This window comes from Streptomyces sp. NBRC 109706 (assembly GCF_000974485.1).
Classification (GTDB): Bacteria; Actinomycetota; Actinomycetes; order Streptomycetales; family Streptomycetaceae; genus Streptomyces.
The window spans coordinates 444096-463208 of record NZ_BBOM01000011.1; the positions used below are offsets into that span (position 1 = coordinate 444096).

The 19113-nt window shown below is 71.2% G+C and carries 1 protein-coding gene; it reads left to right on the forward strand.

Annotation, left to right across the window (positions count from 1 at the left end):
- The first annotated feature begins 15 nt into the window (after nt 1-15).
- Entirely contained in the window at nt 16-19107 is a 19092-nt protein-coding gene (locus tag AOM46_RS26745) for a type I polyketide synthase (protein WP_078857210.1), read from the forward strand.
- Nucleotides 19108-19113 lie beyond the last annotated feature (6 nt).

Sequence of the window (19113 nt, forward strand, 5' to 3'; positions counted from 1 at the left end):
CCGAACTGGAGAATCATGGCTCTTTCCGACTCCCGCGTGGCCGAGGCGCTCAAGGCGGCACTCCGGGACACCAGCCGACTGCGGGAACAGAACCGTCAACTCACGGCAGCGGCCCGCGAGCCCATCGCCATCGTCTCCATGGCATGCCGCTTCCCCGGCGGCGTCCAGAGCCCCGAGGACCTGTGGCGGCTCGTCACCGACGGACACGAAGGCATCACCGACTACCCCGCCGACCGTGGCTGGGACATGCCGAACGCCGACGACCCCCGCTTCGACACCGGACGGGCCCCCACCTCCTGGCGCGGCGGATTCCTCCCCGATATCGACAAGTTCGACGCCGGCCTCTTCGGCATCAGCCCCCGCGAGGCATTCGCCACCGACCCACAGCAGCGCCATGTCCTCGAAACCTCATGGGAGGCGATCGAACGCGCGGGCATCGCCCCTTCCGCTCTCCGGGGCACGCAGACCGGCGTGTTCATCGGCTGCTCCACCGGCGGCCACAACGACACCTATCCCCACCTCCTGCGCGGCACCCCGGACGCCGACGAGGGCCATCTGATGACCGGCAACGCGAACAGCGTCATCTCCGGCCGCGTCGCCTACACCCTCGGCCTCGAAGGCCCCGCGATCACCGTCGACACCGCCTGCTCCTCCGCGCTGGTCGCGCTGCACCTCGCCAGCCGCTCCCTCCGGCAGGGCGAGTGCGAGATGGCCCTCGTCGGCGGGGTCACCCTCATGCCCGGCCCCGACATCCTCATCGGCTTCGCCCAGCAGGGCGGCCTCGCGGGCGACGGACGCGTCAAGTCCTTCGCCGACTCCGCCGACGGCACCGTCTTCTCCGAGGGCGTGGCCATCCTCGCCGTCGAACGCCTCTCCGACGCCCGCCGCCTCGGGCACCCCGTGCTGGCGGTGCTGCGCGGCTCCGCCGTCAACCAGGACGGGACCTCCAACGGTCTGACCGCGCCCAGCGGCATCGCCCAGCAGCGCGTCATCCGGCAGGCGCTGGCCTCCGCCGGTCTGTCGTCGGCTGATGTGGATGTGGTGGAGGCGCATGGCACCGGTACGTCGTTGGGTGATCCGATCGAGGCGCAGGCGCTGCTCGCGACCTATGGCCAGGACCGGCCGGCGGACCAGCCGTTGCTGTTGGGCTCGGTGAAGTCGAATATCGGCCATACGCAGGCGGCCGCCGGTGTGGCGGGTGTGATCAAGATGGTGGAGGCACTGCGTCATGGGACGTTGCCTCGGACTCTGCATGTGGAGGTGCCTTCGCCGCGGGTGGATTGGTCGGCGGGGCGGGTGGAGTTGTTGACGGAGGCGCGTCCCTGGGGTGTGGGGGAGGGGCGGGTTCGGCGGGCGGGTGTGTCGTCGTTCGGGATCAGTGGGACGAATGCGCATGTGATTGTGGAGGAGGCGCCGGACGAGGGTGTTGTTGTGGATGGGGGTGTTGGTTCGTCGGGGTTGGGGGTGGTGCCTTTGGTGGTGTCGGGGCGTGGTGAGGGTGGTTTGCGGGGGCAGGCGGGGCGGTTGGGTGGGTTTTTGGCGGGTGGTGGTGGGGTGTCGTTGGTGGATGTGGGGTTCTCGTTGGCTTCGGGGCGTTCGGCGTTGGGTCGGCGTGCGGTGGTGGTGGCGGGGGAGCGGGATGAGGCGGTGGCGGCGCTGGCGGGGTTGGCGGATGGGGTGGCGTCGTTGGATGTGGTGGTCGGGTCCTCGGGCGAAGGCGGCCGGTTGGCGTTGTTGTTCACGGGGCAGGGCGCGCAACGGCTGGGGATGGGGCGGGAGTTGTATGCCGGGTTCCCGGTGTTCGCTGAGTCGTTTGACGCGGTGGGTCGGGAGTTGGACCGGCGTCTGGAACGGCCGCTGGCCGGGGTGGTGTTCGGTGATGATGCGGAGCTGTTGAATCAGACGGTTTATGCGCAGGCGGCGTTGTTCGCGGTTGAGGTGTCGTTGTTCCGGCTCGTCGAGTCGTGGGGGGTGCGGCCTGAGTTTCTGGCCGGTCATTCGATCGGTGAGGTTGCCGCCGCCTATTGCGCGGGGGTGTGGTCGCTGGCGGATGCGTGTGAACTGGTGGCGGCGCGTGGGCGGTTGATGCAGTCGCTGCCGGCCGGTGGGGCGATGGTGGCGATCCAGGCGAGCGAGGACGAGTTGGGCGAACTGCCGGCGGGCGTCGGCATCGCGGCGATCAACGGGCCGAATTCTTTGGTGGTTTCCGGTGCCGAGGAAGCCGTTATCGCGTTGGCGGGGGAGTGGCGCGAGCGGGGGCGGAAGACTCGACGGCTTGCCGTCAGCCATGCCTTCCACTCGCCGTTGATGGAACCGGTGTTGGACGAATTCCGTGCGGCCATCGCCGGGTTGACGTTCCGGCCGCCGACGGTTCCGCTGGTCTCGAATGTGACGGGCGCATTGGCGACGGCGGAGCAGCTGTCCGATCCCGACTACTGGGTGGACCATATCCGTCAGCCGGTCCGTTTCGCCGATGGCGTCGCCACGCTCCACCGGCAGGGCGTGCGCACGTTCCTGGAACTCGGCCCGGATGGTGTGCTGTCCGCCGTCGGCGCCGAGAGCGCCGAGGACGCGCTGTTCGCGCCCGCGCTGCGCGGCGGCCACGATGAGGCCCGCACGTTGTTGACCGCGCTGGCCCAGCTGTGGACGAGGGGCCTCGCCGTCGACTGGCCTGCCCTGTTCGCCGGTCAGGGCGCCCGCCGAGTCGACCTGCCGACCTACGCCTTTCAACACCAGAGCTTCTGGCCGGACGCGGGCGCCCGGGTGGGCGATGTCAGCGCGGCGGGTCTTGGCCGTGCCGAACACCCGTTGTTGGGCGCGGCGGTGGCGCTTGCCGACAGCGACGGTTTTCTGCTGACCGGGCGGCTATCGGTGCGCACCCACCCCTGGCTGGCCGATCACCGGGTCGCCGGACGGGTGGTCGTTCCCGGCACCGGACTGCTGGAACTGGTCCTGCACGCGGGCACCCAGGTCGGCACCGGCATGGTGGAAGAACTGATGTTCCAGGCGCCGTTGGTGCTGCCCGAACAGGGCGATGCCATCGTGCAGGTGAGCGTGGGCGGCCCCGACGAGACCGGACGCCGTTCCGTCAGCGTGCACTCCCGCCTGGACGACGACCCGGGCGCCGCCCAGGGTTGGACGCACCACGCCGCCGGCATGCTTGGGCGCGAGGGAGCCGCCCCCACCTTCGACCTCACCCACTGGCCCCCGGCGGACGCCGAGGAGATCGACGTGTCCGGCTTCTACGCGGGCGCGGGCAATCCCGGGGTCGAGTACGGCCCGGGCTTCCACGGCTTGCGGCGGCTGTGGCGGCAGAGCAACGGCGACGCCTTTGTGGAGGTGGTGGCGCCGGAGACGCTGGCCGACCAGACCGGCGCGTTCGGTATGCACCCCGCGCTGACGGACGCGATCCTGCACGCGCTGAACATCAGCGGCGTGGTGTCCGCCAACGGTGAGGGCCGGCTGCCGTTTGTGTTCAACGGGGTGTCGTTGTGGGCGGTGGGCGCGTCGGTGCTTCGGGTGCGGTTGCGGGCCATCGGCCCGGACCTGGTGTCGATGCTGCTGGCGGATGGTGAGGGCCGGCCGGTCGCCGAGGTGACCTCCCTGGGCGTGCGGGCGTTCTCGCCGGAGGCGATCGGCGCCGGTGGGGAGTCGTTGTTCCGGGTGGAGTGGGTTCCGGCCCTGGCCGGGGGTGAAAACGCCGAGGACTGGCGGGAGTTGAGATTGGGCGATGCGGCGGGTGCGTTGGTTGCCGTTCAGCGGTGGTTGGTTGAGGAGGAGGGGTCGGGGGTGCCGTTGGTGGTGGTGACGTCGGGTGCGGTGGATCCGGTGGGTGGGGGTGGGGTGGATCCGGATGCGGCGTCGGTGTGGGGGTTGGTGCGAGCGCTGCAGGCCGAACAGCCCGGCCGGATCATGCTCCTTGACACGGACGACGAGGTCTCCGTGGGCGGGTTGTTGGGGTTGGATGAGCCTGCGGTTGCGGTGCGTGGGGGTGAGGTGTGGGTGCCGCGTCTGGTGCGGGTGCCGTTGGCGTCGGTGCCTGTGGACGGTGAGGCGGTGGTGCGTGGTGATGGGACGGTGTTGATCACGGGTGGTTCGGGTGCGTTGGCGGGTTTGGTGGCGGAGCGTCTTGCCGAACGGCATGGGGTGCGGCGGTTGTTGATGCTGTCCCGAAGTGGTGCGGTCGCCGAGGGGCTGGTGGAGCGGTTGGCCGGTTTGGGTGCGTCCGTGGAGGCGGTGGCGTGTGATGCCTCGGATCGGGACGCGGTGGCCGAGGTGCTGGCGTCGATCGACCCGGACTTCCCGCTGCGCGGTGTCGTCCATGCGGCCGGTGTGCTGGACGACGGGGTGTTCGCCTCACTGAACCCCGAACGCCTGGAACGGGTATGGGCCCCGAAGGCGCGCGGGGCCGTCATTCTCGACGAGTTGACGGCGGATCTCGATCTGGATCTGTTTGTGGTGTTCTCTTCTGCGGCCGGTGTGTTGGGGAATGCGGGGCAGGCCAGTTATGGGGCGGCGAATACGTTCCTGGACGGGTTGGTGGCGCGGCGTCGTGAGCGTGGTTTGCCGGGTGTGTCGATGGCGTGGGGGCTGTGGGCGGTGGAGGGCGGCGGTATGGGGGCCACCCTTGGCGAGGCGGACTCCGGCAGGATCAACCGGGGCGGCATCCGGGCCCTGAGCACCGAGGAAGGGCTCGCCCTCTTCGACGCCGGTCTCCGTCTGAACGCCGAACTCACCGTCCCCATCGGCCTGGACCTGGACGCGTTGCGTTCCTCGGCCACCACGAGCAGCGAGATTCCCGCACTGTTCCGTGGCCTGGTGCGGGTGCCGACTCGCGCCGTGGCGAAGGCCGGTGCCGTGACGGACACCGGATGGGCCGGCAGGCTGGCGGGACTCGATGAGGCCGGGCGGCACCGGCTGCTGCTCGATGTGGTCCGCGAGCAGGTGGCGGGCGTGCTCGGCTATGCACAGCCGGCCCTTGTGGGCCCGGCGCAGCCGTTCACCGAACTGGGCCTCGACTCGTTGACCGCGGTCGAGCTCCGCAACCGACTCGCCACCGTGATGGGCGTGCGGCTGCCGGCGACCCTGGTGTTCGACTACCCCACGTCCGAGGTGCTGGCGGGCTTTCTGGTCCGCGAGGTCGTCGGCGAGGTCGTCAGCGTCGACACCCCGGCCCTGGCCACCACACACGCCACCGACAACGAGGCCATCGCCATCGTCGGCATGGCCTGCCGCTACCCCGGCGGGGTCACCACACCCGAGGAACTGTGGGAGCTGGTGGCGTCCGGAACCGACGCCATCTCGCCGTTCCCGACCGACCGGGGGTGGGACGTCGACGGCCTCTACGACCCCGACCCCGACAAGCTGGGCAAGAGCTACAGCCGGCACGGTGGATTCCTCAGCGATGTCGCCGGGTTCGACCCCCAGTTCTTCGGCCTGTCGCCCCGTGAGGCCCTGACCACCGACCCGCAGCAGCGACTGCTGCTGGAAACCTCGTGGGAGGCGATGGAGCGCGCGGGCATCGACCCAACCACCCTGCGCGGCAGCCGCACCGGCGTCTTCACCGGCGTCATGTACCACGACTACTACGATGTGCTGCGCCCGTTGCCGGAGAGCGAGGGAGCGGTCGGCACCGGCAAGGTGCCGAGCATCGCCTCCGGCCGACTGTCCTACACCTTCGGCCTCGAAGGCCCAGCGGTGACCGTGGACACCGCCTGCTCCTCGTCGTTGGTGGCTCTGCACCTGGCGGTGCAGGGACTGCGCAACGGCGAGTGCGATATGGCGCTGGCCGGCGGGGTCGCCGTGATGGCGACCCCGGCGACCTTCATCACCTTCTCCCGCCAGCGTGCTTCGGCGCCCGACGGCCGGTGCAAGTCGTTCGCCGACTCCGCCGACGGCGCCGGCTGGAGCGAAGGCGCCGGCATGCTCCTCATCGAACGGCTGTCGGACGCACAGCGCCTCGGCCACCCGGTGCTGGCCGTGGTGCGGGGCTCGGCCGTCAACCAGGACGGCGCGTCGAACGGTCTGACCGCGCCGAACGGCCCCTCGCAGCAGCGGGTCATCCGCCAGGCCCTCGCCAACGCCCGCATCACCCTGTCCGATGTCGATGTCGTCGAGGGGCATGGCACGGGCACCAAGCTGGGCGACCCGATCGAGGCCCAGGCGCTGCTCGCGACCTACGGCCAGGACCGGCCGGCGGACCGGCCGCTCTGGCTGGGCTCGCTCAAGTCGAATATCGCCCATGCGCAGGCCGCTTCGGGCGTCGGCGGCATCATCAAGATGGTCATGGCGCTGCGCAATGCCACCATGCCGCGCACCCTGCACGCGGATGTGCCGTCCCCGCACGTCGACTGGACGGCGGGTGCGGTGTCCCTGCTCACGGAGGAACGGCCCTGGCTGCCCGAGGAGGGACGCCTCCGCCGAGCCGCCGTGTCGTCGTTCGGCGTCAGCGGCACCAATGTGCACACCATCCTGGAGGAGGCGCCCCCGCTCGACCGGGCCGCCGGCGCCGCCCCCGGGGGCAAGCCGCTGCCCCTGGTGCCGGTGGCGCTCTCCGCCCTGGGCGGCGAAGCGCTGCGCGGGCAGGCCCGCGCGCTGCTCGCACACCTCGGGACGCGCCCCGAGGACAGCGTGACCGATATCGCGTTCTCGCTGGCCACCGGCAGGGCTCGGCTGGAGAACCGCGTCCTGCTGCTCGCCGACAGCGTCGCTCAGCTGACCGACGAGCTGGGAGCCCTCGCGGCCGGCGACCCGCGTCTGGATTCGGCCATTGGCACGGCGAGGGACGGCCGGACCGCGTTTCTGTTTACGGGGCAGGGCGCGCAACGGCTCGGAATGGGCCGGGAGTTGTATGACGCGTTCCCGGTGTTCGCGGAGGCTTTTGACGCGGTGTGCGGGGAGTTGGACCGGCATCTGGGACGGTCGCTTTCGGAGGTGGTGTTCGGTGACGATGCGGAGTTGTTGAATCAGACGGTTTATGCGCAGGCGGCGTTGTTCGCGGTTGAGGTGTCGTTGTTCCGGCTCGTCGAGTCGTGGGGGGTGCGGCCTGAGTTTCTGGCCGGGCATTCGATCGGCGAGGTTGCCGCCGCCTATTGCGCGGGGGTGTGGTCGCTGGCCGATGCGTGTGAACTGGTGGCGGCTCGTGGGCGGTTGATGCAGTCGCTGCCGGTGGGCGGGGCGATGGTGGCGATCCAGGCCACCGAGGACGAGTTGGGCGAACTGCCGGCGGGCGTCGGCATCGCGGCGATCAACGGGCCCACCTCGCTGGTGGTTTCCGGTGCCGAGGAAGCCGTTACCGCGCTGGCCGGGGAATGGCGCGAGCGGGGGCGGAAGACCCGACGGCTCGCCGTCAGCCACGCCTTCCACTCGCCGCTGATGGAACCGGTGCTGGACGAATTCCGCGCGGCGATCTCCGGGCTGAGGTTCCAGGCCCCGACCATCTCCCTGGTGTCGAATGTGACAGGCGAGTTGGCCACCGTGGAGCAGATATGTGCCCCGGGCTACTGGGTGAACCATATTCGTCGGGCCGTCCGTTTCGCCGACGGGATCGCCGCGCTCCAGGGCGTCGGCGTGCGCACCTTCCTCGAACTCGGCCCGGACGGTGTGCTGTCCGCCGCCGGCGCCGAGACCGCCGAGGACGCGGTGTTCGCACCGCTGATGCGTGCCGGCCGCGACGAGGCCAGGACCCTGCTGACCGCGCTCGGCCGCGTCTGGGCGCATGGCACCGCCGTCGACTGGGCCGCGCTCTTCGACGGTTCCGGCGCCCGCCGCGTCGACCTGCCGACCTATGCCTTCCAGCGGGAACGGTACTGGCCCGATGTGGCGGTCGATATGACGCGGCCGTCCACGTCCCCCACGCATGCGGCCGAAGAGACCTTCTGGCGTGCGGTCGAGGCCGAGGACGCCGGGGCTCTCGCTGAGACGTTGCGTCTTGGTGTGGATGAGGTGGGGTCGTTGGAGTCGGTGTTGCCGGTGTTGTCGTCGTGGTGGCGGGGGCGTCGGGTGCGGGGTGTGGTGGATGGGTGGCGTTATGGGGTGGCGTGGCGTGCGGTGTCGGGTGGTGGGGGTGGGGTGTCGGGTCGTTGGGTTGTGGTGGTTGAGCCGGGTGATGGGGTTGTGGGTGTGGTGGGGGAGGCGTTGGTGGGGTGTGGGGTTGAGGTTGTGGTGGTGGAGGTGGATCCGGGGGTTGGTCGGGAGGGGTTTGTGGCTGCGTTGGCGGGGTTGGGGTCGGTTTCGGGTGTGGTGTCGTTGTTGGGTGTGGTGGGGACGTTGGGTTTGGTGCAGGGGTTGGGGGATGTGGGTGTGGGGGGTCGGTTGTGGTGCGTGACGCGGGGTGCGGTGTCGGTGGAGGGTGAGGTGGTGGATCCGGTGGGGTCGCAGGTGTGGGGGTTGGGTTTGGCGGCGGGGTTGGAGGTGCCGGATCGGTGGGGTGGTCTGATCGATTTGCCGGTTGAGGTGGATGAGGTGACGGCGGGTTTGCTGGTGGATGTGTTGGGTGGTGGTGAGGCGCAGTTGGCGGTTCGGGGTTCGGGTGTTTATGCGCGGCGTTTGGTGCCGGTGTCGTCCACTGCCGGTGGGGTGTGGGTGCCGCGTGGGACGGTGTTGGTTACGGGTGGTACGGGTGGTTTGGGTGCGCGGGTGGCGCGGTGGGTGGTGGGGCAGGGTGCGGAGCGGTTGGTGTTGTCGAGTCGTCGTGGTCTTGAGGCGCCGGGTGCGGTGGAGTTGCGGGATGAGTTGGTGGCGGCGGGCGCGGTGGTCGAGGTGGTGGCCTGTGACATGGGGGATCGGGATGCGGTGGCGGGGTTGCTGGGGGTTGCGGGTGCGGGGTTGACGGGTGTGGTGCATGCGGCCGGGGTGGATGTGTCGGGGATGCTCGACGGTCTGGACGAGGAGGCGCTGGCGCGGGCGGCGGGCGGCAAGGTGGTGGGTGCGGCGCTGCTGGACGAGCTGCTGGGCGAGCGGGAGTTGGACGCGTTTGTGCTGTTCTCCTCAGTGGCCGGAGTGCTCGGTGGCGGCGGCGCGGGCGCCTATGGCGCGGCAAATGCGTATCTCGACGGGTTGGCGGCGGCGCGTCGGGCGCGTGGCCTGGTGGGAACGTCGATCGCCTGGGGTCCCTGGGCCGGGGCCGGCATGGCGGTCGCCGACACCACGGCCGCCCAGTCCGGGCGTCGTGGCATGCGGCATCTCGACCCGGAGCTGGCCGTCACCGCCCTCGGCACCGTCGCCGGCAGCGGCAACGCCACCGAGGTCGTGGCCGACGCCGACTGGCAGCGCATCGCGGGCATCTATGGCACCGCGCTCTTCGGCGAACTGGTCGACCCGTCGGTCGACGACCGCAACGCCACGCCCACCGACAGCCGTTCACCGCTGCTGGCCGAACTGAACGCGGTGGACGACGACGAGGACCGCGAGCGCCGCCTCACCCGACTGGTCTGCGCCGAGGTGGCCACCGTCCTCGGCTACCGCCAGGCGGATATCCAGGACGAACGCGCCTTCCGCGACATGGGCTTCGACTCGCTGACCGCCGTCGAGCTGCGCAACCGGCTGACCGTGGTGACCGGCCTCCAGCTCGCCACCACGGTGGTCTTCGACCACCCCAGCCCCCGCCAACTCGCCGCGTTCCTGCGCACCGAACTGTTCGGCGCGGCCACCGAACCCGTCGTCCAGCAAAGGCCGTTCGCCGCCTCCGACGACGAGCCGATCGCGATCGTCGGCATGGCCTGCCGCTACCCCGGCGGCGTCACCTCGCCCGAGGAGCTGTGGCAGCTCCTGGCCGAGGGCCGGGACGTCATCGGCGACTTCCCCGCCGACCGTGGCTGGGACCTCGACGCCATCTACGATCCCGAGCCCGACCGGTCGGGGACGACCTACTCGCGGCGTGGCGCGTTCCTCACCGGCATGCCGGACTTCGACGCGTCGTTCTTCGGCATCAGCCCGCGCGAGGCCCTGGCCATGGACCCGCAGCAGCGGCTGCTGCTGGAGACCGGCTGGGAGGCGTTCGAACGCGCCGGACTGAACATCCGCGCGCTGCGCGGCAGTCAGACCGGTGTGTTCGTCGGCATCAGCGGCTCCGACTACGGCACGGTGCTCATGCAGGCCCCACCGGAGACGGCCGAGGCCCATGGCGCCGCCGGCAACGCCCTCAGCGTCATGTCCGGCCGCCTCTCCTACACGTTCGGGTTCGAGGGGCCCGCGGTGACGGTGGACACGGCCTGCTCGTCGTCGCTGGTCGCCATGCATTTGGCGGCGCAGGCGCTGCGGCAGGGCGAATGCGATCTGGCGCTGGCCGGCGGGGTGACGGTGCTGTCGACGCCGCAGCTGTTCATCGAGTTCTCCCGGCAGCGCGGCCTGTCCGCCGACGGCCGCTGCAAGGCGTTCGCGGACTCCGCCGACGGCGTCGGCTGGGGCGAGGGCGTCGGCCAACTGGTGCTGGAACGGCTCTCCGACGCCCGCCGCCACGGCCATCAGGTGCTCGCGGTGGTGCGCGGCTCGGCCGTCAACCAGGACGGTGCCTCCAACGGGCTCACCGCGCCGAACGGACCCTCTCAACAGCGCGTCATCCAGCAGGCGTTGGCCGGCGCCGGGCTGTCGTCCGACGAGGTGGACGTGGTCGAGGCGCATGGCACCGGCACCCGGCTCGGCGACCCGATCGAGGCACAGGCGCTCCTCGCCACCTATGGCCAGGACCGGCCGGACGACCGTCCGCTGCTCCTCGGCTCGGTCAAGTCGAACATCGGCCACACCCAGGCGGCGGCCGGCGTCGCCGGCGTGATCAAGATCGTCATGGCGATGCGGCACGGAACCCTTCCGCGCACCCTGCACGCCGAGCGGCCGTCCTCCCGCGTGAACTGGTCGGCCGGCGCCGTGACGCTGCTGACCGAGCCCCGGCCGTGGGAGCCGGAGGACGGCCGGGTCCGCAGGGCGGGCGTGTCGTCGTTCGGCATCAGCGGCACCAACGCCCACACCATCATCGAGGAACCCCCGGCCGCAGCCGACCCCGCCGAACGTCCCGAACCCGACCTCGCCGACGGGTCGGCCACCACCTGGCCGGCGTTCCCCGTGCTGCTGACCGGGCATGACGCCACCGCCCTGCGCGCCCAGGCACGGCGGCTGAACGACCACCTCGACGGCGCATCCGACGTCCGGCTCGCCGACCTCGCCTACTCGCTGGCCACCAGCCGCGCCGAACTCCCGCACCGCGCCGTCCTGATCGCCGACCAACGCGAACGGTTGACCGCCGAACTGCGGGCGGTCGCGGAAGGCGATCCGCGATTCGACGTGGCAGTCGACGGCGGCTCCGCCGGCGGCGCCAGGGTCGCCCTGCTCTTCACGGGACAGGGCGCGCAGCGCATCGGCATGGGAGGGGACCTCTACGCCCGGTTCCCCGTCTTCGCCGCCACCTTCGACGAGGTCTGCGCCGAACTGGACCGGCACCTCGAACGGCCCCTGCGTTCCGTGGTGTTCACCGCCCAGGGCGGCGCGGACGGGGAACTGCTGAACCAGACCGTCTATGCCCAGGCGGCCCTGTTCGCGATTGAGGTATCCCTCTACCGACTCGTCCGCAGCTGGGGCGCCCGGCCGGAGTTCCTGGCCGGCCACTCGATCGGCGAGGTCGCCGCCGCCTACTGCGCCGGGGTCTGGTCCCTGCCCGACGCCTGTGAACTGGTCGCCGCACGCGGCCGGTTGATGCAGTCACTGCCCGCCGGCGGCGCGATGGTGGCGATCCAGGCCGGCGAGGCCGAACTGGGCGAACTGCCGGCGGACGTGAGCATCGCCGCCATCAACAGCCCCACCTCGCTGGTGATCTCCGGCAAGGAGGAGCCGGTCGCCGCACTGGCCACCGTCTGGCGCGAACGGGGACGGAAGACCCGCCGGCTCGCCGTCAGCCACGCGTTTCACTCGCCGCTGATGGAACCGGTGTTGGACGAGTTCCGCGCGGCCATCTCCGGGCTCACGTTCCAGCCGCCGACGATTCCGCTGGTGTCGAATGTGACGGGCGGCCTCGCCACGGCGGAGCAACTGCGCGATCCGGGCTACTGGGTGGACCACATCCGCCATGCGGTGCGCTTCGCCGACGGCGTGGCCACCCTCCACGCCGAGGGCGTGCGGACCTTTGTCGAACTCGGACCGGACGCCGTGCTGTCCTCGGCCGGCATCGAGGTGGTCGAGCAACTACACGACGAGGACACGCTGTTCGCCCCGCTGATGCGGGCCGGACGCGGAGAGATCGAAACGCTCCTGATGACCCTGGGCCGCGCCTGGGCGCATGGCGCCGCCGTCGACTGGGCCGCGCTCTTCGACGGTTCCGGCGCCCGCCGCGTCGATCTGCCGACCTATGCCTTCCAACGCCGGCGCTACTGGCCCGTCGAGCACTTCGCCACCCGGCCCGAACTCCGGGAGGACGGCGAGGAGTCCGCGTTCTGGAACGCCGTGGCCGACCACGATCTGCCTTCGCTCGCTGAGACGTTGCGTCTTGGGGTGGATGAGGTGGGGTCGTTGGAGTCGGTGTTGCCGGTGTTGTCGTCGTGGTGGCGGGGGCGTCGGGTGCGGGGTGTGGTGGATGGGTGGCGTTATGGGGTGGCGTGGCGTGCGGTGTCGGGTGGTGGGGGTGGGGTGTCGGGTCGTTGGGTTGTGGTGGTTGAGCCGGGTGATGGGGTTGTGGGTGTGGTGGGGGAGGCGTTGGTGGGGTGTGGGGTTGAGGTTGTGGTGGTGGAGGTGGATCCGGGGGTTGGTCGGGAGGGGTTTGTGGCTGCGTTGGCGGGGTTGGGGTCGGTTTCGGGTGTGGTGTCGTTGTTGGGTGTGGTGGGGACGTTGGGTTTGGTGCAGGGGTTGGGGGATGTGGGTGTGGGGGGTCGGTTGTGGTGCGTGACGCGGGGTGCGGTGTCGGTGGAGGGTGAGGTGGTGGATCCGGTGGGGTCGCAGGTGTGGGGGTTGGGTTTGGCGGCGGGGTTGGAGGTGCCGGATCGGTGGGGTGGTCTGATCGATTTGCCGGTTGAGGTGGATGAGGTGACGGCGGGTTTGCTGGTGGATGTGTTGGGTGGTGGTGAGGCGCAGTTGGCGGTTCGGGGTTCGGGTGTTTATGCGCGGCGTTTGGTGCCGGTGTCGTCCACTGCCGGTGGGGTGTGGGTGCCGCGTGGGACGGTGTTGGTTACGGGTGGTACGGGTGGTTTGGGTGCGCGGGTGGCGCGGTGGGTGGTGGGGCAGGGTGCGGAGCGGTTGGTGTTGTCGAGTCGTCGTGGTCTTGAGGCGCCGGGTGCGGTGGAGTTGCGGGATGAGTTGGTGGCGGCGGGTGCCGAGGTCGAGGTGGTGGCCTGTGACATGGGGGATCGGGATGCGGTGGCGGGGTTGCTGGGGGTTGCGGGTGCGGGGTTGACGGGTGTGGTGCATGCGGCCGGGGTGGATGTGTCGGGGATGCTCGACGGTCTGGACGAGGAGGCGCTGGCGCGGGCGGCGGGCGGCAAGGTGGTGGGTGCGGCGCTGCTGGACGAGCTGCTGGGCGAACGGGAGTTGGACGCCTTTGTGCTCTTCTCCTCCGCCGCCGGCCTCTTTGGCAGCGCGGGCGCGGGCGCCTATGGCGCGGCCAATGCGTATCTCGACGGGTTGGCGGCGGCGCGGCAGGCGCGTGGCCTGGTGGGAACGTCGATCGCCTGGGGTCCCTGGGCCGGGGCCGGCATGGCGGTCACCGACACCATGACCGCCCAGTCCGGGCGTCGTGGCATGCGGCATCTCGACCCGGAGCTGGCCGTCACCGCCCTCGGCACCGTCGCCGGCAGCGGCAACGCCACCGAGATGGTCGTCGACGCCGACTGGCAGCGCATCGCCGGCACCACCAGCACCGCACGCCTCGGCGGCCTGCTCGCCGAACTGGTCGAACAACCCCCGGCCCAGGGCACCGAAGGACCCGCCGACGACACCCCCCTGCTCGCCGAACTGGCCGCGATGGGGGACGCGGACCGCGAACGCCGGCTGACGCGACTGGTATGCGCGGAGGCCGCCGCCGTCCTCGGCTATGGCGACAGCGTCGGCGAGGTACGGCCCGAACGCGCCTTCCGCGATATGGGCTTCGACTCCCTCACGGGCGTCGAACTGCGCAACAGACTGACCGCGGTGACCGGCCGACGGCTCCCCACCACCCTCGTTTTCGACCATCCCACCCCCCGTCAACTCGCCGGGCATCTGCGCACCGAACTCTTCAGCTCCGCCGGGGCAGTTGCCGTCCAGGCCCGTCCGCTGGCGCGCGGCTCGGATGTCGAGCCGATCGCGATTGTGGGGATGGCGTGCCGGTTCCCCGGTGGGGTGGCGTCGCCGGAGGATCTGTGGCGGCTGGTGATGTCGGGTGCGGACGCGGTGTCGGAGTTCCCGTCCGACCGTGGTTGGGATGTGGAGTCGCTCTACGATCCGGATCCGTCGCGTTCGGGGACGTCGACGACGCGGTTCGGTGGGTTCCTGTCGGGTGCGGCCGAGTTCGACGCGGACTTCTTCGGGATCTCGCCGCGTGAGGCCCTGGCGATGGACCCGCAGCAGCGGCTGCTGCTGGAGACCGGCTGGGAGGCGTTCGAACGCGCCGGACTCGACGTGGAGCGGCTGCGCGGCAGCGAAACCGGCGTCTTTATCGGCAGCAACGGACAGGACTACGCCGGGCTGCTGCTCTCCTCACCCGATGCCACCGAGGGCTATGCCGCGACCGGGGCCGCGATGAGCGTCGCATCCGGCCGGCTCTCCTACACCTTCGGGTTCGAGGGCCCCGCGGTGACGGTGGACACCGCCTGCTCGTCGTCGCTGGTCGCCATGCATCTCGCGGCGCAGGCGCTCCGCCAGGGCGAATGCGGGATGGCGCTGGCCGGCGGGGTGACCCTGCTGTCGACGCCCCAGCTGTTCGTCGAGTTCTCCCGGCAGCGCGGCCTCGCGTCCGACGGCCGCTGCAAGTCGTTCGCCGAGGCGGCAGACGGTACGGGCTGGGGCGAGGGCGTCGGCCTGCTGGTGCTGGAGCGACTGTCGGACGCACAACGCCTCGGCCACCGGGTGCTGGCGGTGATGCGCGGCGGCTCGGCCATCAACCAGGACGGCGCGTCCAACGGTCTGACGGCGCCCAACGGCCCGGCGCAGCAGCGGGTGATCCGGCAGGCGCTGGCCTCCGCCGGCCTGTCGACGGCCGATGTGGACGCCGTCGAGGCACATGGCACGGGCACCACCCTGGGCGACCCGATCGAGGCCCAGGCGCTCCTTGCCACCTACGGCCAGGACCGGCCGGCGGACCGTCCGCTCTGGCTCGGCTCCGTCAAGTCGAACATCGGTCACACCCAGGCCGCCGCCGGGGTGGCGGGTGTGATCAAGATGGTGATGGCCCTGCGGCACGGGATGTTGCCGCCCACGCTGCATGTGGACGAGCCGTCGTCCCATGTCGACTGGACGGCGGGCGCCGTGCGGTTGCTGACCGAGGCCCGGCCATGGGAGCCCGAGGAGGGACGGATCCGCCGAGCCGGTGTCTCCTCCTTCGGCATCAGCGGGACCAACGCCCACACCATCATCGAGGAGCCACCGGCACCCGAGCCGGTGACCGACGAGGGGGAACGGGCGCCGTTGCCGGCGGTGCCGGTGCTGCTGTCCGCAGCGGACCAGGCGGGGCTTCGCGCACAGGCCGAGCGGCTGGCCGGCCACCTCGCTGAGCACCCCCAACTCGCCCTGACCGACCTCGCCTACTCCCTCGCCACCAGCCGCGCCGCGCTGACCACCCGACTCGCCCTCACCGTCCACGACCGCGACACCCTGCTCGACGACCTGCGCGCGGCAGCCGAGCGGGGCGGCGGTACCAGCGATGCCCTCGCCGGCGAGGGCGGCCGGCTGGCGTTCCTGTTCACGGGGCAGGGCGCGCAACGCCTGGGCATGGGGCGGGAGTTGTATGAGGCGTTTCCGGTGTTCGCGGAGTCGTTCGACGCGGTGTGTGGTGAGTTGGATCGTCATTTGGAACGGCCGTTGCGCGATGTGGTGTTCGGCGATGATCAGAAGCTGTTGAACCGGACCGCTTATGCTCAGGCCGGGTTGTTCGCGGTCGAGGTGGCGCTCTATCGGCTGGTGGAGTCCTGGGGTGTCCGGCCCGAGTTCCTGGCCGGTCATTCCATCGGCGAGGTCTCCGCTGCCTTCTGCGCGGGGGTGTGGTCGCTGGCGGATGTGTGTGAACTGGTGGCCGCGCGTGGCAGGTTGATGCAGTCGTTGCCCGCCGGTGGTTCGATGGTGGCGATCCAGGCCAGTGAGGCCGAGTTGGGCGAGTTGCCCAAGAGCGTGGGGATCGCGGCGATCAACGGGCCGACGTCGCTGGTGATCTCCGGCAAGGAACGGGCGGTCCGGTCGATAGCGGCGGCCTGGAGGAAGAAGGGGCGCAAGACCCGGAAGCTCGCCGTCAGCCATGCCTTCCACTCGCCGCTGATGGAGCCGGTGCTCGACGATTTCCGCGCGGCGATCGCGGGGCTCACGTTCCAGCCTGCCACCATTCCCCTGGTTTCGAATGTGACGGGGACACTGGCCACCACGGAGCAACTGTCCGACCCCGACTACTGGGTGAACCACATCCGCCGGGCGGTCCGTTTCGCCGATGGCATCGCCACCCTCCACCAGCAGGGTGTGCGTACGTTCCTTGAACTCGGCCCGGACGGTGTGCTGTCCGCGGCCGGCGCCGAGACCGCCGAGGAAGCCGTGTTCACCCCGGCCCTGCGCGGCGGCCGCGACGAGACCGAAACCCTGCTCACCGCCCTGGGCCGCGCCTGGGAGCACGGAACGGACGTCGACTGGTCGGCCATGTTCGCGGGCACCGGCGCGCGCACCGTGGACCTCCCCACCTACGCCTTCCAACGCCGGCCCTACTGGCCCACCCCCGCCCCCGTCAACGGCGCGGCCCCGGCGGCATCGCCGCAGGACACCGCGTTCTGGAACGCCATCGAGCACGGCGATCTCGGCAGCCTCACCAGGACCCTCCGCCTCGACGACGGCCAGCGCGCCTCCCTGGAACAGGTGCTTCCGGTGCTGTCGTCCTGGCGACAGACCCAGCAGGAACGGGACACCATCGACGGCTGGCGCTACCGCGTCACCTGGCGGACGTTCGAGACCGGCGAGCAGCCCGCCCTCACCGGCCCCTGGCTGCTCGCCCACGACCCGCGCCAGACCGGCACCGACATCCTGGAGACCGTGGCCGCCGCGCTGGACGCCAACGGAGCCGACGTCCACCGCGTCGAGGTGGCGCCGGGCACCCAACGCGCCGCGCTGGCGGAGCGGCTACGGGAACGCGCGGAGCGGACCCCGCAACCCACCGGCGTGCTCTCCCTCCTCGGCCTGATCGAGGACACCGCGCCGGGCAACGAGGCCGCGTCCGCAGGGCTGGCCGCAACTCTCCTGCTCAGCCAGGCACTTGGCGACGCCGAACTGCCCGCCCCGCTCTGGTGCGTCACCCGGGGCGCCGTGTCCACCGGGCGTTCCGACGCGCCCAGCCGCCCCCGGCAGGCACAGGTATGGGGCCTGGGCCGCATCGTCGGCCTGGAGGCCCCGCACCGCTGGGGCGGCCTCGTCGACCTGCCGCCCGCGCTCGACGAGCCGGCCCTGACCCGGCTGCTCGCCGTGCTCTCCGGCGATGGCACCGAGGACCAGATCGCCATCCGCGCCACCGGCACCCACGGCAGGCGACTCACCCGCGCCCCCCACACCGACCGTACTGATGGCACTGATGGAACTGACGGAACGCCCGCCGCCTGGTCGCCGCGCGGCACCGTGCTGATCACCGGCGGCACCGGCGGCCTGGGAGCCGCCGTCGCCCGCTGGGCCGCGGCCGCAGGCGCCGACCGTCTGGTGCTCACCTCCCGGCGCGGCCCGGAGGCCGAAGGCGCCGCCGAACTGGAGCGGGAGCTGGCCGAATCGGGCGCAGAGGTGACGATCACCGCATGCGATATCGCCGACCGCGACGCCGTCGCCGCCCTGCTCGCCGGAATTCCGGGTAAAACACTAACCGCCGTGGTGCACGCTGCCGGTGTGTCACATAACCGGGAGATCCAAGCCACCGGAACGGCGGACCTGCACGCCGCCGGAGCCGGAAAGGTCGCGGGTGCCGCGCACCTGGACGAACTGCTCGGCGACCAGCCGCTGGACGCGTTCGTCATGTTCTCCTCCATCGCGGCCGCCTGGGGCAGCGCCGACAACGGCGCCTATGCGGCGGCCAACGCCTACCTCGACGGCCTGGCCGAACAGCGCCGCCACCGCGGCCTGGCCGCAACCTCCGTGGCCTTCGGCCCCTGGGCGGAGATCGGCATGGCCACCTCCGACGAGCTGAGCCGCCAACTCGGCCGGCGCGGCCTCGGCCTGCTGCCGCCCGACACCGCCGTCGCCGCCCTGGCCGTCGCCGTCGGCTCCGGCGAAACCAACGAAATCGTCGCCGACGTCGACTGGGAGCGGTTCGCGCCCGTCTACACCTCCACCCGCGCCTGGCCACTGCTCGGCGGAATCCCCGAGGCCGACGCCGCCCTCGCCACCGCCGAAACCGCCGGATCCCCCGAAGCGGCGGCAGCCGCCGGCACAACCGAGGACACGTCAGCAGCCCTGCGCACCGAACTGGCCGGGCTGCCCGAAACCGAACGGACGCGCAAGCTGACGGCGCTCGTCTGCGCCCAGGCCGCCGCCGTCCTCGGCCGCGCCGAACGCGAACAGATCAAGCCGGGCCGCCCGTTCCGCGATATCGGATTCGACTCCCTCACCGCCGTCGAACTCCGCAACGCCCTGGCCACCGCGACCGGCGTCCGGCTCCCCGCCACCCTGGTCTTCGACCACCCCACCCCGGCCGACCTCGCCGAGCGCATCCGAGGCGAACTCCTCCCGGACCCGGCCGGCTCCCAACCCCACGGCACCGGCACCCTCGCCTCCGAACTCGACCGGCTGGCGGCCACCCTCTCCCGGGCCGAGATCGAAAGTGACGAACGAGCGGACATCGCCGCCCGCTTGCAGAGCATCCTCACCGCCTGGAACGGCCAGCCGCAGGCGGCCCCGGAAGGCAAGAGCGTCGCCGAGACGCTCGAAGCGGCCACCTCCGACGAGGTGTTCGACTTCATCGACAAGCAGTTCGGCATCGCCTGACCTCCA